The 19,362-nt window shown below is 65.7% G+C and carries 18 protein-coding genes; 10 read left to right on the top strand and 8 right to left on the bottom strand.

All coding sequences use genetic code 11. The features are described 5' to 3' along the window. Positions 1–66 precede the first annotated feature (66 nt). From LC092_RS14265 to LC092_RS14280, 4 genes are all read right to left on the bottom strand, one after another. Positions 67–1,044 (bottom strand): ABC transporter permease, encoded by a 978-nt coding sequence (locus tag LC092_RS14265; protein WP_224807635.1) that lies wholly within the window; start codon positions 1,042–1,044, stop codon positions 67–69. A gap of 79 nt (positions 1,045–1,123) precedes the next feature. Then, on the bottom strand, positions 1,124–2,707 hold the full coding sequence (locus tag LC092_RS14270; protein ID WP_224807637.1) for an ABC transporter substrate-binding protein: 1,584 nt from the start codon (positions 2,705–2,707) through the stop codon (positions 1,124–1,126). 175 nt (positions 2,708–2,882) lie between these two features. Continuing rightward, complete coding sequence (gene argE / locus LC092_RS14275) at positions 2,883–4,046, bottom strand: acetylornithine deacetylase (RefSeq protein WP_224807638.1); 1,164 nt, start codon at positions 4,044–4,046, stop codon at positions 2,883–2,885. Between the two features lie 14 nt (positions 4,047–4,060). After that, positions 4,061–5,764 (bottom strand): adenylate/guanylate cyclase domain-containing protein, encoded by a 1,704-nt coding sequence (locus tag LC092_RS14280; protein ID WP_224807639.1) that lies wholly within the window; start codon positions 5,762–5,764, stop codon positions 4,061–4,063. Positions 5,765–5,879: 115 nt separating this feature from the next. Here LC092_RS14280 and LC092_RS14285 point away from each other — a divergent pair, with 115 nt between their 5' ends. After that, on the top strand, positions 5,880–6,227 hold the full coding sequence (locus LC092_RS14285) for an ArsC family reductase (protein WP_224807640.1): 348 nt from the start codon (positions 5,880–5,882) through the stop codon (positions 6,225–6,227). Between the two features lie 4 nt (positions 6,228–6,231). Here LC092_RS14285 and LC092_RS14290 read toward each other — a convergent pair whose 3' ends face one another. The 3 genes from LC092_RS14290 to LC092_RS14300 form a co-directional block, all read right to left on the bottom strand. Continuing rightward, positions 6,232–7,041: a creatininase family protein gene (locus tag LC092_RS14290; RefSeq protein ID WP_224807644.1), complete on the bottom strand. Its 810-nt coding sequence runs from the start codon at positions 7,039–7,041 to the stop codon at positions 6,232–6,234. Between the two features lie 131 nt (positions 7,042–7,172). Further along, positions 7,173–8,516 carry an 8-oxoguanine deaminase gene (locus LC092_RS14295; protein WP_224807646.1) on the bottom strand — a complete coding sequence of 448 codons (1,344 nt, stop codon included), beginning with the start codon at positions 8,514–8,516 and terminating at the stop codon, positions 7,173–7,175. Positions 8,517–8,672: 156 nt separating this feature from the next. Then, complete coding sequence (locus LC092_RS14300) at positions 8,673–9,056, bottom strand: RidA family protein (RefSeq protein ID WP_224807647.1); 384 nt, start codon at positions 9,054–9,056, stop codon at positions 8,673–8,675. Positions 9,057–9,477: 421 nt separating this feature from the next. Between LC092_RS14300 and LC092_RS14305 the strand changes: the two genes are divergently transcribed. The 8 genes from LC092_RS14305 to LC092_RS14340 all read left to right on the top strand — a co-directional run bounded on the left by LC092_RS14305 (position 9,478) and on the right by LC092_RS14340 (position 16,845). Continuing rightward, a complete protein-coding gene (locus tag LC092_RS14305) occupies positions 9,478–10,515 on the top strand; it encodes an ABC transporter substrate-binding protein (RefSeq protein WP_412103584.1) in 1,038 nt (345 codons plus the stop codon). A gap of 61 nt (positions 10,516–10,576) precedes the next feature. Further along, positions 10,577–11,386, top strand: coding sequence for an ABC transporter ATP-binding protein (locus tag LC092_RS14310; RefSeq protein WP_412103585.1), 810 nt, complete (start codon positions 10,577–10,579; stop codon positions 11,384–11,386). Positions 11,387–11,399: 13 nt separating this feature from the next. Next, positions 11,400–12,272, top strand: coding sequence for an ABC transporter permease (locus LC092_RS14315; RefSeq protein WP_224807648.1), 873 nt, complete (start codon positions 11,400–11,402; stop codon positions 12,270–12,272). Next, a complete protein-coding gene (locus tag LC092_RS14320) occupies positions 12,265–13,608 on the top strand; it encodes a cytosine deaminase (RefSeq protein ID WP_224807649.1) in 1,344 nt (447 codons plus the stop codon). The genes LC092_RS14315 and LC092_RS14320 overlap by 8 nt, the downstream gene beginning before the upstream one ends. 4 nt (positions 13,609–13,612) lie before the next feature. After that, positions 13,613–15,010, top strand: coding sequence for an FAD-binding oxidoreductase (locus tag LC092_RS14325; RefSeq protein ID WP_224807650.1), 1,398 nt, complete (start codon positions 13,613–13,615; stop codon positions 15,008–15,010). A 13-nt stretch (positions 15,011–15,023) separates the two neighbouring features. Next, positions 15,024–15,605: an NAD(P)H-dependent oxidoreductase gene (locus LC092_RS14330; protein WP_224807651.1), complete on the top strand. Its 582-nt coding sequence runs from the start codon at positions 15,024–15,026 to the stop codon at positions 15,603–15,605. Positions 15,606–15,616: 11 nt separating this feature from the next. Further along, the gene (locus LC092_RS14335; RefSeq protein ID WP_224807652.1) at positions 15,617–16,204 is read left to right on the top strand and encodes an NAD(P)H-dependent oxidoreductase; all 588 of its coding nucleotides are present in this window, start codon (positions 15,617–15,619) and stop codon (positions 16,202–16,204) included. Between the two features lie 167 nt (positions 16,205–16,371). Beyond that, a complete protein-coding gene (locus LC092_RS14340; RefSeq protein WP_224807653.1) occupies positions 16,372–16,845 on the top strand; it encodes a MarR family winged helix-turn-helix transcriptional regulator in 474 nt (157 codons plus the stop codon). Between the two features lie 19 nt (positions 16,846–16,864). Here LC092_RS14340 and chrA read toward each other — a convergent pair whose 3' ends face one another. Next, the gene (chrA, locus tag LC092_RS14345) at positions 16,865–18,223 is read right to left on the bottom strand and encodes a chromate efflux transporter (protein WP_224807659.1); all 1,359 of its coding nucleotides are present in this window, start codon (positions 18,221–18,223) and stop codon (positions 16,865–16,867) included. A 222-nt stretch (positions 18,224–18,445) separates the two neighbouring features. Between chrA and LC092_RS14350 the strand changes: the two genes are divergently transcribed. Next, on the top strand, positions 18,446–19,318 hold the full coding sequence (locus LC092_RS14350; RefSeq protein ID WP_224807661.1) for a DMT family transporter: 873 nt from the start codon (positions 18,446–18,448) through the stop codon (positions 19,316–19,318). The last annotated feature ends 44 nt before the right edge of the window (positions 19,319–19,362 follow it).

A 19,362-nucleotide genomic window follows, 5' to 3' on the forward strand; every position in this document is an offset into this window, starting at 1 on the left:
CCGGCCGCCGCATCGGCGGCGGCATCGGTTGCGGCGTCTTTTGCGGTGTTTGCTGTCATGCCGGCCTCACAGCGCTGCGCGATCGGCCCGCAGACGCGGGTCGACGACGAAATAGAGCAGGTCGACGATCAGGTTGATCACCACGAAGAGGAAGGCGATCAGCATCAGATAGGCCGCCATGATCGGGATATCGACGTTTTGCACCGACTGCAGGAACAAAAGTCCCATGCCGGGCCACTGGAACACGGTCTCGGTGATGATCGCGAAGGCGATGATCGAGCCGACCTGCAGACCGGTGATGGTGATCACCGGCACCAGCGTGTTTTTCAGCGCGTGGCGGAAATTGATGCTGCGCTGGCGCAAGCCGCGTGCGCGGGCGAACTTGATGTAGTCGGTGCGGATCACTTCCAGCATTTCCGACCGCACCAGGCGCATGATCAGCGTCATCTGGAACAGGCCGAGCGTGATGGAGGGGAGCACCAGCGCCTTCAGTCCGCTGACCGTCAGCAGGCCGGTGCTCCACCAGCCGATCGCGACCGTGTCGCCGCGCCCGAAACTCGGCAGCCATTGCAATGTCACGGAAAACAGGAAGATCAGCAGGATGCCGATGAAGAAGGTCGGCAGCGATATGCCGATCAGCGAGATCGACAGGAAGAGCTTCGACAGAACGCTGTCACGGTGCAACCCGGTGTAGACGCCCATCGGAATGCCGACGAGAAGCGCGAAGATCGCCGAGACCAGGGATAGTTCCAGCGTCGCCGGCAGGCGCTTGCCGATCAGGTCGGAAACAGGCTGGCGGAACTGGTAGGAGGTGCCGAAGTCGAATTGCGCCGCCTTGACGATGAAGCGGCCGAACTGGGTCATGATCGGATCGTTGAGCCCGAGCCGCTCGCGCAGCGCCTCGCGCTGCTCGGGGGTCGTCTCTACGCCGACCATCTGGTTGACCGGATCGCCGACGAAGCGGAACAACGTGAAAGAGATCAGCGCCACGACCAGCATGACCAGAATGGCCTGCAGCAGACGCCGTATGGAAAAGGCGAGCATGTTGCCTCGATGATGCGAGAGCGAAATCGGCCGGCCCGGCGGAGCGTCCGCCGGGCCGGTTGCGGTGAAGACCGACCGCTTACTTCTTGGTGACCCAGCGGAAGTGGAACTGGTTGTCCGCGCGCTGCGTCAGCTCGACATTGGCAGACACGCCCCAGGCAAGACCCTGCTGGTGAAGCGGAATGTGCGAGACCTCGTCGTGCAGGATGGTGAAGGCCTGCGCGATCAGCTCGTCACGCTTCGTCGGGTCGTTTTCCTCAAGCACCTTGGCGGCGATGGCGTCGACCTCCGGGCTGCAGTAGCCGCCGAGGTTGAACGGCCCGCCGGCGCCCTTGTCGTCACGGCAGCCGGTGATGTTGTGCAGCACGTTCCAGCTGTCGAAGGACCCCGGGGTCCAGCCGAGCAGGTAGAAGGAGGTGTCGTAGCCGTTGGAGGCGAGCACCTTGGCGAAATACTGCGCCTTGGGCTGGGCGTTGAGGTCGACCTTGACGTTGATGCGCGCCAGGAAGGCGGCAATCGTCTGGCAGATCGCCTCGTCGTTGACATAGCGGTCGTTCGGGCAGTCCATGCCGACCGAGAAGCCGTCCGCATAGCCGGCTTCCGCCATCAGCGCCTTGGCCGCTTCCGGATCATAGGGGTAGCGCTCGAACTCGTCGGAGCGCGAATAGAGGAACGGCGAGATCAGGAGCGCCGACGGCGTGGACAGGCCGCGCATCACCTTGTCGCGGATCGCGTCCATGTCGATGGCCTGGTAGAAGGCCTTGCGCACGCGCACGTCCTTGAAGGGGTTCTTGCCCTTGACGTCGGAGTAGAGCAGCTCGTCGCGCTTCTGGTCCATGCCGAGGAAGATCGTGCGCAGTTCCGGACCGGTCAGCGCCCGCGTGCCCTCGTTGTCGTTGACGCGCTTGATGTCCTGAACCGGCACCGGATAGACCATGTCCAGCTCGCCGCTGAGCAGGGCCGCGATGCGGGTCGCGTCCGAGCCGATCGGGGTGAACTCGACCGTCTCGATGTTGCCGTCCGGCGTATCCCACCAGTTGTCGTTGCGCTCGTAGACCGTCTTCACGCCGGCCTCGTGGCTCATGACCTTGTAGGGACCGGTGCCATTGGCGTTGAGCGCCGCGTGATTCGGCGTCGTGTCGGAGGCGGAGGTCACGGCCACGGCGTCATTCGCCTCCGTCCACTCCTTGTCCATGATGTACCAGGTGTCCCATTCGTAGTGCAGGATGGGATTGGGCGCGGGCAGGATGAAGTCGACGGTGTGGTCGTCGACCTTGACCACCTTGACGTCGGCATTGATGCGCGTCTTCAGGTCGGAGCCTTCCGAGCGCACGCGGTCGGCGGAGAAGACCACGTCGTCGGCGGTGAAATCGTTGCCGTTGTGGAACTTCACGCCCTTGCGCAGATAGAAGCGCCAGCGATTGGGCTCCATCACCTCCCAGCGTTCGGCCAGCGCCGGCTCGATCGCCAGGTCTCCGGCGCGCCGCGTCAGGCCTTCATAGACATTGCCGTGCGAGCCGAGCGTGAAGGTCTCGTTCAGCGTGTAGGGATCGAGCTGGTTCAGCGTTCCCTGGAATGCGTAGCGAAGGGTTTCGGCATGAGCCGCCGTTCCCATCAGCGACGCGACAAGCGCGGCCGTGGCCAGTGGTTTGAAGTATCGCATAGTCCCCTCTTGGCGTCTTTTGCGTTGCAGCATTCCCGACCATCGCATCCGGTTCCGTTTATCGGTGCTTTTGCCGATGCGACGATCCGGTCGGGAAACAGGTCAAGCCAGCAGTTGCTGTCTCTGGAATGCGCATCTAAGCAAGCTGGCGGGTCCCCGTCCAGCGTGCTTTCGCCTAGTCATTGCCAAGCGTTGCAATCAGGCGCGATACGAAGGCTTCGCCGGCCTGCAACTGGGTGACGTCGATGTATTCATCGGGTTGATGCGCCTGGTCGATGGATCCCGGACCGCAGACGATGGCCGACAGGCCGCGCTCCTGGAACTGTCCGGCCTCGGTTCCGTAGACGACCATATGTTCGCCGTTGTCGCCGGTCAGCCGGCGCGCCAGCGTTTCGGCCGCGCCGTCGTCCTCCGGCCGCAAGGGCGGGACATGCGCCAGGCGCTCGATCGTCACGTCGGCCTCGGGGGTCACGCGTTTCATCTCCGGCAGGATGTGCTCGCCGATATAGCGTTCCAGCCGCTCCTGCCACATGTCGATGGTCTCCTCCGGCAGGCTGCGGATATCGGTCACGAATTCGCAGTGCTTCGACACGATGTTGGCCGCCGTGCCGCCCTTGATCATGCCGCAGTGAAGGGTGGTGAAGGGCGGATCAAAGGGCAGGCTCCGGTCCGCCGAATCACGGTTCTCGCGGGTGCGGTCGTCGAGCCAGGCGACGATTCGCGCGGCATTGGCGACCGCCGAGACCCCCCGGTCCCACTGGCTGGAATGCACCGAATGGCCGCGGACCGTGACCTTGAGAAGGCTCGTTCCCTTGTGGCCGGTGATCACCTTCATCATGCTGGGTTCGCCGATGATGGCGGTCGACGGACGGGGGCCGTCGCCGAGCATGTTGTCGATCATCGGCGGCGCGCCGAGGCAGCCGACCTCCTCGTCATAGGACAGCGCCAGATGGATCGGCCGCTTCAGGTCAGCCTTCACCATGCCGGGAACGCCGGCGAGCATCAGGGCGGCAAAGCCCTTCATGTCGCAGGTGCCGCGTCCGTAGAGGCGGCCGTTCTCCTCATGCAGCGTGAAGGGATCGCGGCTCCAGTCCTGTCCCTCGACCGGGACGACGTCGGTATGGGCGGACAAGACGACGCCGCCGTCGATCCGCGGGCCGATGCAGGCATGGAGCGCGGCCTTGGTGCCGGTGTCGTCATAGACCCTGGTCGAGGCGATGCCGTGACCGGCCAGATAGTCCTCGGCAAAGGAAATCAGGTCGAGATTGCTGACGCTGGAAACGGTGGGAAAGGCAACGAGGCGGGCAAGCATGTCGCGGGCGGTCAAGGTCTCGGGCATGTCGGTTTTCCGTGTCATGAAGAAGGTCTGGCGGCAGGCGCAAGCGTGTCGGCAAGCGGCGAAGGCGGGTCGAGCGCATAGACGCGCAAGGGGTCCTTGCGGCCACGGATCGAAATCTCGCGCACCCGGGTCGCGTCGCAACTGTAGCCGGCGGCCGTCAGAACCGTGGTGGAGACGACAAGCGCATGGCCGAGTTCCTTGGAACTCGATTCAAGCCGGCTGGCCGTGTTGACGACGTCGCCGAGGGCGGTAATGCGGGCGTTGGCGCCATTGGTGTCCAGCGCGCCGATGCGACCGAGGATCACCGGGCCGGCATGCAGGCCCATGCCGACGCGCAAGGGCGCGTCGAGCTGTCCGGCGAGTTCGGCGTTGAGATGCTCCATGCGCTCGGCGATCGCATTGGTGGCGGCGAGCGCGTTGCGGCAGCCGGCCTGCAGGCCGTCGCTCATGCCGAAGATCGCCATCACGCCGTCGCCGATGAACTTGTCCACATATCCTCCACAGGCCTCGATCGCATGGGCGGTCTCGCCGAGATAGCGGTTGAGCAGGAACACCACGTCATAGGACAGACGGTGTTCCGACAGGCCGGTGAAATCGCGCAGGTCGACAAAGAGGATCGCCGCCGGCTGCTCCACGCCCCACTGATAGGCGTCGCCGGCAAGGCCCGACACTCTTGCCGCCCCGCGCGCCGGCACCAGCGGCTGGACGTTCAGGGCCGATTGCGGACGGATCTGGCAGGCGAGGCGAATGGTCTCGTCGGCGCCGATGCGCGCGAGGATCTTCTGTTCGTTGGCGGCCGGCGGCGGCAGGGTTTCGGCTCCGACCAGGATGCGGGTGCGACAGGTCGAGCAGCGCGCCCGCCCGCCGCAGACATCGGCATGGGGAATGCCGTTCATCCGGCTGATCTCCAGCAGGGTCGGTCCGGCCGGGGCACGGACCTTGCGGTCGCCCGGATAGGTGATCTCGATGGTCTCCACGAAGCGCCGGCGCAGGATGCGCAGGGCGACAATGGCCACCGCCAGTCCGGCAAAGCCGTAAAATCCCCACTTCAGCCACAGGATCAGCGGATCGGACCAGGCGATCATCTCGCCCGTCAGCGGAAAGGGAACGTTTTGCGTCAGCTTCAGCCGGCGCGCGGCGTCGATCCACCCCCAGGAGGCCAGCACCGGAACCAGGAAAGCGACCGCGAGCAGCACCGGAAACCAGCGGCGGTAGCCCTGTTTGACCCTGAGCCAGAAGTGCAGGCCGATCATGCCGTGTGTCCACACCAGCAGCATGAGAAGCGTCTGGTTCACGACGAGGCCGGGCCACAGGATCGAAAGCACGTTCTTGTAGGTGTCGTCATAGCCGAAACGGGCAGCGAGCCCGCCGGTGCCGATGGCGTGGGGGATCAGCAGGACGGGAATCGACAGCCCGAGCAGGAGTTGTGCCCATTGCCAGGCCGACAGGCGCAAGGTCCGCCGCCGGCCGGTTTTCCACAGGGTGAGGGTGACATGGGCGAGAAGGCTGGCGAGCATTACCGCTTCGCCGGGCGCGCTGCGCCACACGGCGAGGAACACCAGCCGTCCGGCCTCCATGGCATCGAGCGACCAGATGCCCAGCATGTGGTTGAGGAAATGGGTGAAGGCGAAGGTGAGCAGCACCAGCCCGCTCGCCAGCCTGAGGTTCTGGCGCAGTCCCGCGCCGCTGTCGGCCTTGCGCTGTTTTCTTGCTGCCATTGCCAAATGCCCTTGTCTGGTGTCCCATCGCCCGGCGGTCGCCGCGTCCGCCCGCCTCCTGCGCCGGGCGTCGCGGCCACGCCTGATGTCGACGTCAAGATCCCGGGACCCTGCAATGACTGTCACGCTCTACGGTATAGCGAATTGCGACAAGGTGAAGAGCGCCCGTCGCTTTCTCGACGAAAATGGCATCGCCTATGTCTTTCACGACTACCGCAAGAACGGCGTGGATGCCGCCCTGCTGGAGCGGTTCCTCAAGGCCTTCGACTGGCAGGCGCTGGTGAACACGCGCGGCACCACCTGGCGAAAGCTCGACGAGGCGACGCGCGAGCGCGTCACCGACGCGGCGTCCGCCGTCGCGGTGCTGGTCGACAACCCTTCCGCGATCAAGCGACCGATCCTGGAGGCCGACCACCAGTGGCTGATCGGCTTCGACGAGGCCTCCTGGCGCACGCTGACCTGATCCCTCAACCCTCGGGCGTCCACAGCCGGGCCATGTCGAAGGCGTGAATGTCCTTTAGGAGTTCGACGAAGCCGCGCGCGGCATGATCGAGCGAGGCCTCGCCCTTGGCGCTGGTGGCGGCGGCGGCATTGCCGACGGCGCCGCCCGGATTGAGGTCCTGCGCCTTCCAGCCGAATTGCGCCGGGCCGTGGCCGCGCAGGTGCTTGAACTCCTCGATGAAGTCGAGCTGGGTGGAGCGGAAGTCCTGCGCCTTGTCCATCTTCACGAGGTCGGGGCGCAGATAGAGCATGATCGAGGTCTCGATGTCGCCGCCGTGAATGCCGTAGGTGAATTCCTCCGGCGGGAAGACGCCGTGCGGCTGGCCAAACCGGGCCCAACCGGTCGCGGTCACCAGCATGTCGTGTTTCACCCGGAGCTCGCGGGCGACGATGTCGATGATCGGCACGTTGCCGCCGTGCGAGGTGACGAGCACCAGCTTGCGCACGCCGGCGCGATGCACGCTGTCGCCGATCTCCTCCCAGGCGCGGGTCACCGTGTCCCAGGATTGCGTGAGCGTTCCGGGCGAGGAGATATGTTCGTTCGACTTGCCGACCGCCTGCACCGGCAGGAAGGTCACCGGAAGATCGGGCGGAAGCAGTTCCAGCACGCGCGAAATCTGGCCTTCCGCGATGCAGGTGTCGGTGAAGACCGGCAGATGCGGTCCGTGCTGCTCGATGGCGGCGACGGGCAGCACGGCGATCCACGACGACGTGTCGTTTTCCGCGAAATCGTAAGCGGTCATCTCGTGCCAGAAGCGGCGGGGAAGTTCTGTCATGACGGCCTCATGAAACGGATATGGGGGTGGGGATGCGGCACGGCGCATTGTCGTATGCCGACCATAGCGCGCAAGCCGGGCAGCGTCATCGTCGCGCGTCTCCGTGCCTGCCCGCGAAACGGTCCGCCGCCTTACAACGCTTCCAGGAAACGCTTGGCGGCGGCGCCATGTTCGGCGCGCAGCTTTTCGACGTCGATGTTGACCGGATCGCCGTCGACCACGGTCCATTCGCCGCCGACCATCACCCGGTCGGCGCTATGCGCGCCGCACAGGATGAGGGCGGCCAGCGGATCGCCCGAGCCGGAAAAGCGCAATTCGTCCAGCGTGTACATGGCAAGGTCGGCCTGCTTGCCGATGGCGATGGCGCCGAGATCGTCGCGCCCGAGGCAGCGGGCGGAGCCTTCGGTCGCCCAGCGGTAGGTGTCGTGATGGGTGACGCTCGCCGCATCATAGGTGAGGCGGTTGATCATCAGCGCGTGGCGCAGGCCTTCCATCAGGTTGGAATTGTCGTTGGAGGCGGAGCCGTCGACGCCGAGCCCGACCGGGCAGCCGGCGGCTTCCAGCTCCTTGGTGCGGCATTGGCCGGAGGCGAGCACCATGTTGGAGGTCGGGCAATGGCACACGCCGACGCAGGCATGGCCGAGCCGCCTGATCTCGTCGTCGTTGAAGTGGATGCCATGGGCCAGCCAGACGCGGTCGTTCAGCCAGCCGCAATCCTCCAGATAGTCGACCGGCCGGCACTGGAAGTGGTGCAGGCAGTAGTCGTCCTCGTCGATGGTCTCGCCGAGGTGGGTGTGCAGGCGGCAGTCGAAGCGTTCGGCGAGCGCCACGCTTTCGCGCATCAGCCGCTTGGTCACGGTGAAGGGCGCGCAGGGCGCCAGCGCCACCTGGATGCGCGCGCCCTCGCGGGTGTCGTGGTAGCGCGACAGCACGCGCTCGCAGTCGGCGAGAATGGTGTCCTCGTCCTGCACCACGCTGTCGGGCGGCAGGCCGCCGTCCTTCTGGCTGAGGTTCATGGAGCCGCGCGTCACCGTCATGCGGATGCCGAGCCGTGTCGCCTCCTCCACCTGGATGTCGATGGCGCTCTCAAGCCCGTCGGGGAAGAGATAGTGATGGTCGGAGGCGGCGGTGCAGCCCGACATCATCAGTTCGGTCAAGGCCAGCCGCGTGCCCATCCGGAAGGTTTCCGGCGTCACGTTCTTCGCCCAGATCGGATAGAGCGACTGGAGCCAGGGAAACAGTTCCTTGTTGATCGCGCTCGGATGGGCGCGTGTCAGCGTCTGGAAGAAGTGATGGTGCGTGTTGATCAGCCCCGGAATCACCACGTGGCGCGAGGCGTCGAAGGTGGCGTCGACCGGGATTTCGGGCTGCCCGCCCGCAGGGATGCATTCCACGATCCTGCCGCCCTCGACGACGATGCCGCCCTCCGCGTTGTCAGCAAGAATGGCGAGCGGGGTCTTGATCCATTTGCGCATGCGGGTTCGTCCTGTCGTCTTGTCGACCTGCAGGCTTGGATAGCGATCCCGACGACCGCCCGAGTTCCAGACAGGGAGTTGAGCCTTGCGGCATGGCGCCATGCCGCGCGGGATCGAAATTAAACTGCCGGAGGCGATGCGGCAACGGTCGCGCGATCAGGCGCGCGCCGCGATCACCTCGATCTCGACGACGAATTCGGGCCGGGCAAAGCCCGAGACGATCATCAAGGTGGAGGCCGGCGGCGGGGTGGCGGTAAAGCGGTCGCGGGCCTTCATGTAGCCGGCCAGATGCTCGCGCCCCGTCACAAAGGCGTTGATGCGCACGATATCGGCGTAGTCCATGCCGGCCGCGCGCAGGATGGCGCCGATGTTTTCAAAGCACAGCACCGTCTGCGCTTCCGCGCCGTCCGGCACAGTCAGCTCCGGCGAGATGCCGAGCTGGCCGGAACACACCAGCATGCGCGCGCCCGGCGGGACCTCCACCGCGTGGCTGTAGCGGGCGAAGGGCGGGGCGATTTCCCCTGGCGTGACGGTCTTCATCGGTCCTGTCTCCATGCCGCTCGATCGACCCCCACTCTAGGCAACCGCGCGCGGGAAGAAATCCCCCGTTTCGCGAATCGGTCTGTTTTCAGGTGTGTTTTCGCGTCAGTGCATGGCGCTTTTTTGTGCGGCGAACCTGAGCTAGTGTGAAGCGTCGCGGGTTTCGCGATGCGCCGGAACCGCCCGAAATCCGGGCCGGCTGGAGACAGGGTCCCGGCGTGCCGCAGGGAGGCGGAGCGGTCCGGCGCATGGCATGCCGCTTGCTTTGTCTTTTGCGGAGCGGCGCGCCGGGTTTTTGCAGGAGGGGGCGTTCCCCGAGCGTTGCCGCCACCTTCGCTGCGGAGGTGGCCAATCATAAAGCGCCGGCCGGTCAACGGCGGGCTGGGTCGATTGAAACAGCTATTTGGAGGCGGAAAGCGCGATGGGGAATTTCTTGAAAACGGGAGCCGCACGGGCGGCATGCGGTGTTGCGGCGTCGGCGCTGATGGGGCTTGTCGCCGGAGCGGCAAGCGCGCAGGAGAGCGTGACCTTCGGCACCAACTGGCTGGCCCAGGCCGAACACGGCGGTTTCTACCAGGCGGTCGCGGACGGAACCTATGAGGCCTGCGGTCTCAACGTGACCATCGTGCCGGGCGGGCCGCAGGTCAACAACCGCGCGCTGATGCTGGCGGGCAAGATGGACTTCCACATGGGTGGCAACATGCTGCAGGCCTTCTATGCGCGGCGCGAGGGCATTCCCGTCGTGGTGGTCGCGTCGGCGTTCCAGAAGGAGCCGCAGGTCATTCTCACCCATCCCGGCAAATACGAGACCTGGGAGAGCCTGGCGGGAACCGCGCCGCTCATGATCGGCGACAACGGCTTTGCCTCCTACTACCAGTGGATGATCTCCGAGTACGGTTTCACCGTCGAGCAGCGGCGTCCCTATACGTTCAACCCGGCGCCCTTCCTGGCGGACGAGACCGCCGGCCAGCAGGGCTATGTCACCTCCGAGCCCTTCTCGATCCAGCGCGAGGGCGGCTTCATGCCGGATGTCTTCCTGATCGCGGACTATGGCTTCAACAGCTACTCGACCACGATCGAGGCGATGCAGGACACCATCGCCAACCGGCCCGAGGCGGTGAAGTGCTTCGTCGACGGTTCGGCGATCGGCTGGACCAACTACCTCTATGGCGACAATTCAGCGGCCAATGCGCTGATCATGGAGGCCAATCCGGAAATGTCGGCGGAACAGATCGATTTCTCCATCGCGCAGATGAAGGAATACGGCATCGTCGATTCCGGAGATGCGGAAACGCTGGGCATCGGCGCGATGACCGACGAGCGCAACGCCGATTTCTACGCCAAGATGGTCAAGGCCGGCGTCATCGAGGACGGCATCGACATCAAGGAAAGCTACACGCTCGAGTTCATCAACAAGGGCGTGGGTCTGGACCTCAAGAAAAAACTGACCGGAAACTGAGCGGCGTGTTGATCCTGACCACAGAACGCGCAAGGGATCGCGACGCGGTGGAGGCACCGACGTGACACTCGCGTCCTCACGACGTGCGGGCGAGACGGCCGGAACGGTCGTCTCGCTGCAGAATGTCTCCAAGACCTTTTCCAACGCGACGGTCGCGCTCAAGGACATGTCGCTGAGCATCCGGCAGGGAGAGTTCGTCAGCCTGCTGGGTCCGTCGGGCTGCGGCAAGTCGACGGCACTCAGGATCGTCGCCGGCCTGTCGAGCCCGAGCGCCGGGCGTCTCGTCTGGCCGGGCGAACGGCCGGGGCAAAAGGATCACGACATCAGCTTCGTGTTCCAGGAGCCGACCCTGATGCCTTGGGCGACGGTTTTCGCCAATGTGCATCTGCCGCTCAAGCTGAAGGGCGAGAGCGCCCGCGTCGCCCGCGACCGGGTGATGGAGGCGCTTGAGATGGTCGGTCTGGAGGGATTTGCTGAGAGCTATCCGCGCGAATTGTCCGGCGGCATGAAGATGCGGGTCTCGATTGCCCGTGCCCTGGTGACCAAGCCGAAACTGCTGTTGATGGACGAGCCCTTCGCGGCCCTCGACGAGATCACCCGCTTCCGGCTCAACAACGACCTGTTGCGCCTGTGGGAGGAGTTCGGCTGGACGGTGGTCTTCGTGACGCATTCCGTGTTCGAGAGCGTCTATCTGTCGAACCGGATCGTGATCATGGCCGCGCGCCCGGGGCGCGTCGTCGCCGATCTCGATGTCGATGCGCCCTATCCGCGCGGCGAGGAGTTCCGGACCTCGCATCTGTATTCCGACCACTGCCGGCGGGCCTCCGACGCGCTGCAGGCGGCTATGGCCGGCGAGGCGCCGGACGCATGAGGGGAAAGACGCGATGACCGCAGACACCGAACCGGATCGCCTGGCAGCGGCGGCGCTGCCGCCGCTGGATGCGGCGGAAGCCGGCAAGCTCCGGCGCGCGCGGATCGACCGGATCGCGCGCTGGGCGCTCCCGGCCGTGGTTATGATCGCCACCATCGCCGGCTGGCAATGGTATGTGGATGCCTATCAGGTGCCGCATTACATCCTGCCCGGACCCGACCGCGTGGTCGCAGCCCTCCTTCAGGACTGGCCGACGCTGTGGCCGGCGCTTCTCGTCACGCTGCAGATCACCCTCGGCGCGCTGGTCATCGCCACCATCGGCGGCGTCGGCCTGGCGGTGCTCTTCGCCCAGTCGAAATGGGTGGAGATGTCCTTCTTCCCCTACGCGGTGATCCTGCAGGTGACACCGGTGATCGTGATCGCGCCGCTGATCTTCATCTATGTGCCGTCCAAGATCGTGGGCTTGCTGATCTGTGCCTGGATCGTTGCCTTCTTCCCGATCCTGTCGAACACGACGCTCGGGCTGAATTCCGCCGATCACAACCTGCGCAACCTGTTCCAGCTCTATGGCGCCAGCCGGTGGCAGACCCTGTGGCACCTGCGGCTTCCCTCCGCGCTGCCGTATTTCCTCGGCGGGCTGAAGATCGCCGGCGGCCTGTCGCTGATCGGCGCCATCGTCGCCGAATTCGTCGCCGGCACCGGCGGGCTCGGGTCGGGGCTGGCGTTCAAGATCCTGGAGGCGAGCTACCGGCTCAACATCCCGCGCATGTTCGCGGCCATCGTGCTGATCTCGCTCACCGGGATCGTGATCTTCGCGAGCCTGAGCATCCTGTCGCATTTGATGTTGCGGCGCTGGCACGAAAGCGCGATCAAACGGGATGGCTGACGCAATCGACACACACGAGATTCCCCGGGGCGAGGGCCCGGTGCTGCTGGCAAACGCGACGCTTCCAAGCGCCGTCACCGCCGGCATCCTCAACCACATCGGCGACGGGCTGGGGCGCGCGGACATCCTGATCGACAAGGGCGAGGTCGCGGCAATAGCGCCCTGCGGCGAATTGATCGAATACGGCGATGCGAAACGGATCGATCTCGACGGCGGGCTGGTCCTGCCGGGTCTGGTCGACATGCACACCCATCTCGACAAGGGACATATCTGGGCCCGCCGGCCCAATCCCGATGGCAGTTTCGACGGCGCGCTCGAGGCGGTGAAATCGGACCGTGAGGCGCAGTGGTCGGCCGAGGACGTGCGCCGGCGCATGTCCTTCGCACTGGCCTGCGCCCATACCCATGGCACGGTCTTGATGCGCACCCATCTCGACAGCATTCCGCCGCAGGACGGCATCAGCTGGGAGGTGTTCAAGGACGTGCGGCGCGACTGGGCCGACCGCATCGACCTGCAGGCCTCCGCCCTCTTCGGGATCGACGGTCTGGAAGATCCGGCGTTCCTGCCGGCAATCGCCGACCGGGTGGCGGAGGCCGGCGGCGTGCTCGGCGCCGTCACCTTCATGATCGACGGGCTGGAGACCCATGTCGAGGCAATGTTCCGCGCCGCGCAGGCCCGCGGCCTGGCGCTCGACTTCCATGTGGACGAGACCGCCGACCCGAATGCGGATTCCTTGAGGATCATCGCCGAGACCGCCATCCGCACGCGATTTTCCGGCCAGATCGTCTGCGGCCATTGCTGCTCGCTGGCGCGGCAACCGGATGATGCGGTCGACCGGACGCTCGATCTCGTGGCCCGCGCCGGGATCGGCGTTGTCAGCCTGCCGCTTTGCAACATGTATCTGATGGACCGGGCGGGCGGGCGCACGCCGCGCTGGCGCGGGGTGACGCTGCTGCACGAGATGAAGGCGCGCGGCATTCCCGTCGCGGTTGCCTCCGACAACACGCGCGATCCCTTCTATGCCTATGGCGATCTCGACATGGTGGAGGTCTATGCCCAGGCGGTGCGGATCCTGCATCTCGATCATCCCTCCGGCGACTGGATCCGCGCGGCCACGTCGACGCCGGCGGGACTTCTGGGCGACAGCACGCGCGGGCGGCTCGACGTCGGATCGCCGGCCGACATGATTGTCTTTGCGGCGAGAAACTGGAACGAACTGATTGCACGACCGGGCGGAGCGCGTACCGTCCTGCGTGGGGGACGGGCGATTTCGCGGACGCTTCCCGACTACCGCGAACTCGACGATCTCATGGCGAGCAAGGATCTGGGGATTTAGGAATATGAGCGACATTGCCGCGGTAAAGGCCGCCCTCGAAGGCCTGGCCATCGAAGACAATCCGCAGATCGTGCGGCAGAAAAGCCGGGATTTCTTCTGGTATTCGCCGGTTCTCAAGCGCCAGCTCGACGAGGTGACGGCGGACATCGTGGTCAATGCCACAAGCGAGGCGGATGTGATCCGCGTGCTCAAGGCCTGCTACGCGCATGACGTGCCGGTGACCACGCGCGGCGCCGGCACCGGCAACTACGGCCAGGCGATGCCCCTGTCGGGCGGGGTGGTGCTCAATCTCGCCGAGATGAACAAGGTGCTGGAGGTCGCGCGCGGCAGCGTGCGTGCCGAGGCCGGCGCCATCATGTCGGCCATCGACGCCGCCGCGCACGAGAGCGGACAGGAACTCAGGATGCACCCTTCCACCCATCGCACCGCGACGATCGGCGGCTTCGTCGCCGGCGGATCGGGCGGGATCGGGTCGATCAACTGGGGCGGCTTGCGCGATTTCGGCAATATCCTCTCCCTGCGCGTGGTCACCATGGAGGAGGAGCCGCGCGTCCTGACGCTGTCCGGCTCCGACCTGCACAAGGTCAGCCATGCCTATGGCACCAACGGCATCATCACCGAGGTGACCATGCCGCTGACCGCGTCCTACGACTGGGTCGATGTGCTGGTCGGCTTCGAGAGCTTCGCCGATGCGGCCTCTTTCGCCGATGCGCTGGCCAATCAGGACGGCATCCTGACCAAGGAGATCGCGCCGATCTCCGCGCCGATCCCGCATGCGTATTTCCTGCGGCACAAGAAGTTCCTGCGCTCCAGCCAGTCGGTCTGCGCGATCATGGTGGCGCCCTTCGCGATGGATGCCTTTTCCGCCTTCCTGGCGCGGCGGGCGGGGGCGGAGCTCGTCTATCGCTCCGACGAGGCATCGCAGAGCGATCTGAAGAGCCTGCCGCCGGTGCCGGAACTGACCTGGAACCACACGACGCTGCGCGGTCTCAGGGTCGATCCGACGATCACCTACCTGCAGGTGCTCTATCCCTTCCCCGACCATGTGAAGAAGGCGGTGCAGCTCGCCGAACTCTTCGGCGACGAGGTGCTCGGGCATCTGGAGTTCGTGCGGTTCGACGGCAAGATTACCTGTTTCGGCCTTCCGATCGTGCGCTACACCACCGAGGAGCGGCTCGACGAGATCATCCGGATCCACGAGGATCACGGTTGCCCGATCTTCAATCCGCACCGCTATACGCTGGAAGAGGGCGGCATGAAGCAGACCGACGCGGTGCAGCTCGCCTTCAAGAAGGAAGCCGACCCGAAGGGGCTGCTCAACCCCGGCAAGATGATCGCCTGGGAGAACCCGGACTTCGATTTCTCGTCGAACCAGACTTATCTCTTCCCCGGCCTGTCCTGAGGGCGCGGACGCGATGCGGGTTCTCCTGATCTACGCCCATCCGGTCGAGACCAGCTTTTGCGCGGCACTCAAGGAGCGCGCGCTGAAGACGCTCGTTGCGAACGGGCATTCGGTGGAGGTGCTCGACCTCTACGAACAGGGTTTTGATCCGGTCCTGAGCCGCGCGGAGCGGCTCGCCTATCACGATGTGCCGGAAAACCGGGAGAGCGTTGCAGCCGAGGTCGAGCAGCTGCAGCGCGCCGAGGCGCTGGTCCTCGTCTATCCGGTGTGGAATTTCGGCTTTCCGGCGATCCTGAAGGGCTATTTCGACCGGGTGTTCCTGCCGGGGGTCTCGTTCCGCATGGAGAACGGACGGGTAAAGCCGAACCTGCAGCACATCAACCGGCTCGTCGCCATCACCACCTACGGCGGGCCGCGCTGGCGCGCCTTCTTCCTTGGCGATCCGCCCCGGCGCATCGTGCGGCGGGTGCTGCGCTCGCTGGTCGCGCCGGCCGCGCGCCTCGCCTATCTCGCCCTTTACGATCTCAACCGCGCGGACGATGCCGCCCGCACGGCGTTTCTCGACCGCGTCGAGGCGGACATGGCCCGGCTCTAGAAAGTTCCAGCATGCGCATCCTGATCGTTCAGTGTCATCCAAGCGCGGAAAGCTTCGGCGCCAGCCTCGCCGAGACGGTTTGCAAGACGCTGGCCGACGGCGGACACGAGCTGCGCGTCACGGATCTCTATGCCAGCCGTTTCGATCCGGTGATGCTCGAGCCGGAGTGGCTTCGCTACAATGACGCGGAGCTGAACCGGGCGCCGGTCGAGCGCCATGTCGACGACATCCTGTGGGCGGAGGCGCTGGTTTTCGTCTATCCGACTTGGTGGTTCGGCCTGCCGGCGATGCTGAAGGGCTATCTCGACCGCGTCTGGGTGCCGCATGTCACCTTCGAGATCCCGACAGCGACCAGCCCGATGCGCCCGCGCATGCAGCATATCGGCCGCATCAGTGTGGTCACCACCTGCGGCGCGTCCTGGCTGGTGTCGAAGCTGATGGGCGAGCCCGGTCGCAAGACCGTCCTGCGCGGCATTCGCGCGCTCTGCGCGCCGCGCTGCAAGACCAAATATCTGGCGCATTACAACATGGACAGTTCGACGCCGGAAAGCCGCGCGCGCTTCCTGCAGCGCGTCGAGACGTTTTTTTCCCGCTGGTAGGCCGGCTTGCGGGAGATTGGCGCCCGGGCGCCGAAAGCCTTTGATCGCAAGGGCGGGCACGTGCATCCTCACGGTTGCGAATCCGACCGTTGCGGCGCAGCCGGCGCGTGCTTTCCGCAAGGTCGGGTGTCATCTTGCGGTCATTTGCCGGCGTTAGAAGTTGTGGCATGGCATTCAATTTCAAGAAAAGCGTGACGTTCCGTCTGGCGCAGGCCGCCAAGGCCCATCGCGCGCGCGCCGGAACGCATCTTGCCCGGATCGGATTGCATCCGGGCCAGGAAACCGTCCTGAAGATCCTCGTGGATAACGACGGGCAGACGATGAGCCAGCTTGCCGCGACGCTCGCCGTCCAGCCGCCGACGGTCACCAAGATGGTGACGCGGCTCTCCGCGCAAGGGTTCCTGCGCCGCGCCGCATCCGAGGCCGACGGGCGGCTTGCCCGTGTGTTTCTCACCGAGGAGGGGCGCGCGCTGGTCGCGACCATCGACACGTCCTGGAAACGGCTCGAGCGCGAGGCACTGGTCGGGCTCGACGAGAAGGACCGCAAGAAGCTGCGCAAGCTGCTGCGCCAGATCGAGAAGAACCTCGGCTCGCGCACGGTCGATGAGGTCGATGCGGAGGACGGCGAGCCCGGCGCCTGAACCGGGCCGGGCGTCGTCCCTAGCTTGCCAGACCGCTCATCCTGAGGGCGAGGCCTGCGAGGCTTGCCGCGATCACCACCTCCGCCACGCTGCGCTTCAGCGCGAACAGCATGACCCCCGCGCCCGCCGCAATTGCAAGGCTCCACGGCTGCAGGCTGCCGGCGACCGGCAGGGGAAGCGAGGTCCATCCCGCGTCCAGCACCGTCACCGTCGCGAAGAGGACGTTGATCGCGAACCAGACCGAGAGGTTGAGGATCGTGCCGACGACCGCCGCCGTGATGGCGGACAGTACGTTCGATAGCCAGGCGACCCCGCGGATGCGGTCGACATAGGGCGCGCCGGCGAGCACGAAGACGAAGCTCGGCGCGAAGGTGACCCAGGTGGTGAGGCCGGCCGCCAGCAGCCCGGCGACCGCCGGGTCGAAGGGCGCGGGCGCGCGGTAGCCGCCCAGATAGCCGACGAACTGGGTGACGAGGATCAGCGGTCCGGGCGTGGTTTCGGCCAGCCCCAGGCCGTCGAGCATCTCTCCGGCCGTCAGCCAGCCGTTGGTTTCCACCGCCACCTGGGCCATGTAGCTCAGGAGCGCATAGGCCCCGCCGAAACTCACCAGCGCCATCGTGGAAAAGAAAGCGGCGATGTTGGCGAAGACGTGACCGGGCGACAGCAAGATGACGATGGCCGCCACCGGCAGCGCCCACAGGGCGATCCCGGTGGCGAGGATGCGCAGCGCGCGCGCGTGCAGCGACCGGTCGGCTGCCGGCCGGGCCCGGCTTTCATCCTGTGCCGGGGAGGGAGTGGCCGCGGCGCGCGGCACAAGAAGTCCGCACAGGCCGGCGGCCACGATCACCAGGGGAAAGGGGAGGTCGAAAAGGAACAGCGCGCAGAAGGAGGCGGCGGCAATGGCAAGGGCGGCGGCTGAGGTCATCGCCCGTGCCGACAGCCGCACCAGCGCCTGCAGCACGATGGCGAGCACGCCGGCCTTGATGCCGAAGAACAGGCCTGCGACAAGCGGGGAGGCGCCGAAGGTCACATAGACGAGCGACAGCGCCAGCATGGCGAGCGCGCCTGGGGCGATGAACAACAGCCCCGAGACGATGCCGCCGCGCGTGCCGGCGACGATCCAGCCGCAATAGGTGGCGAGCTGCTGGGCTTCGGGGCCGGGCAGGAGCATGCAATAGTTCAGCGCGTTGAGGAAACGGCCTTCCGATATCCGCTTGCCGTCGGCGACGAACTCCTTGTGCAGCAGCGCGATCTGGGCCGCCGGACCGCCGAAGGAGAGCAGGCCGATGCTGAAGGAGCGCCGCGCCAGCCAGGCGAATTCGGCAGCGTCAGGGGCGCTTGCGGGCGCGGGGTCCGGCGGATGCGGCGGTTCGGTCATCTGGGGCCTTGCAAAACGGGAGGGGCGGGTTGCTCTGGGCGCATAGCGGATGTGCGTTTCCGTATCATGACATTGGACGCAATCCCTTCCACACTCGGAATTTGTCGTACAAATAGAAGCGCCGGAGGCGGCGCTTCCGGTTTAAACGAAGGACAAAGAATGCGGCGTGGCGGATATTTGCGATCTCCCGTTCTCTCGGCCATCGCGGTGCCGGAGCGGTTCATGGGGATCGCACTGATTTCCTTCGCGTTCTTTTCCTTCTCCGGGCTCGATGCGACGGCAAAATATCTCGGGCAGACGCTTCCCGCCGAACAGATCGTGTGGATGCGTTTCCTGACCCATGTGGTCTTTGCCGTGCTGCTGTTTCGGGTCTGGCGCATTCCGGGCGCGCTGCGCAGCGACCGCTGGCCCCTGCAGATCCTGCGCTCGATGTTCCTGCTCGGCTCCACCGTGTTCAACTTTTTCGCCGTGCGCCACCTCCAGTTGGCCGAAACCGTCTCGATCATGTTCGCCGCGCCGTTCGTGGTGACGGCGCTCGCCGGACCGCTTCTCAACGAATGGGCGGGCTTTCGCCGCTGGATGGCGATCATCGTCGGCTTTATCGGCGTGCTTGTGGTGACGCGACCGGGGCTTGGCGGATTGAACTGGGCGGCCCTTCTCTCGGTCTGTTCGATGACCTGCTATGCGCTCTATGCGCTGACGACGCGCATGCTGGCGCATTCGGAATCGCCCGTCGGCATGCTGATCATTTCCGCGGTCGTGGCGACGCTTGCGATCACGCCCTTCGGCCTCGCTGCCTGGACCGCACCCGGCGATCTGTGGACCTGGGCGCTTCTGCTGTCGACCGGTGCCTGGGGCTGTATCGGCCATTTCGCGCTGATCCGCGCGCATGTGCTGGCGCCTGCGCCCGTGCTCGCGCCCTTCATGTACATCCAGATCCTGTGGATGAGCGGGCTCGGCTATCTCGTGTTCGACGACGTGCCGGGGCCATTCACCGTGCTCGGGGCGGCGATCGTGGTCAGCTCGGGGCTTTATATTCTCTACCGCGAGCGCAAGATCTCCCGGGGCGAGGCGCACGCCGACGGCGGGCTCTAGGCGCGGGCGGTGCCGATTCGACCGGCATTCGCGCTTGCCAGCCG

Source organism: Stappia stellulata (assembly GCF_020176715.1).
Taxonomy (GTDB): domain Bacteria; phylum Pseudomonadota; class Alphaproteobacteria; order Rhizobiales; family Stappiaceae; genus Stappia.

Bases quoted from the DNA above. Each gene is read 5' to 3' on its own strand.
- argE (WP_224807638.1), bottom strand. From the start codon at position 4,046: ATGCCCGAGACCTTGACCGCCCGCGACATGCTTGCCCGCCTCGTTGCC.
- LC092_RS14305 (WP_412103584.1), top strand. From the start codon at position 9,478: ATGGGGAATTTCTTGAAAACGGGAGCCGCACGGGCGGCATGCGGTGTT.
- LC092_RS14350 (WP_224807661.1), top strand. From the start codon at position 18,446: ATGGGGATCGCACTGATTTCCTTCGCGTTCTTTTCCTTCTCCGGGCTC.
- LC092_RS14290 (WP_224807644.1), bottom strand. From the start codon at position 7,041: ATGACAGAACTTCCCCGCCGCTTCTGGCACGAGATGACCGCTTACGAT.
- LC092_RS14295 (WP_224807646.1), bottom strand. From the start codon at position 8,516: ATGCGCAAATGGATCAAGACCCCGCTCGCCATTCTTGCTGACAACGCG.
- LC092_RS14340 (WP_224807653.1), top strand. From the start codon at position 16,372: ATGGCATTCAATTTCAAGAAAAGCGTGACGTTCCGTCTGGCGCAGGCC.
- LC092_RS14330 (WP_224807651.1), top strand. From the start codon at position 15,024: ATGCGGGTTCTCCTGATCTACGCCCATCCGGTCGAGACCAGCTTTTGC.
- LC092_RS14335 (WP_224807652.1), top strand. From the start codon at position 15,617: ATGCGCATCCTGATCGTTCAGTGTCATCCAAGCGCGGAAAGCTTCGGC.
- LC092_RS14280 (WP_224807639.1), bottom strand. From the start codon at position 5,764: ATGGCAGCAAGAAAACAGCGCAAGGCCGACAGCGGCGCGGGACTGCGC.
- LC092_RS14265 (WP_224807635.1), bottom strand. From the start codon at position 1,044: ATGCTCGCCTTTTCCATACGGCGTCTGCTGCAGGCCATTCTGGTCATG.
- LC092_RS14325 (WP_224807650.1), top strand. From the start codon at position 13,613: ATGAGCGACATTGCCGCGGTAAAGGCCGCCCTCGAAGGCCTGGCCATC.
- LC092_RS14300 (WP_224807647.1), bottom strand. From the start codon at position 9,056: ATGAAGACCGTCACGCCAGGGGAAATCGCCCCGCCCTTCGCCCGCTAC.
- chrA (WP_224807659.1), bottom strand. From the start codon at position 18,223: ATGACCGAACCGCCGCATCCGCCGGACCCCGCGCCCGCAAGCGCCCCT.
- LC092_RS14320 (WP_224807649.1), top strand. From the start codon at position 12,265: ATGGCTGACGCAATCGACACACACGAGATTCCCCGGGGCGAGGGCCCG.
- LC092_RS14315 (WP_224807648.1), top strand. From the start codon at position 11,400: ATGACCGCAGACACCGAACCGGATCGCCTGGCAGCGGCGGCGCTGCCG.
- LC092_RS14285 (WP_224807640.1), top strand. From the start codon at position 5,880: ATGACTGTCACGCTCTACGGTATAGCGAATTGCGACAAGGTGAAGAGC.
- LC092_RS14270 (WP_224807637.1), bottom strand. From the start codon at position 2,707: ATGCGATACTTCAAACCACTGGCCACGGCCGCGCTTGTCGCGTCGCTG.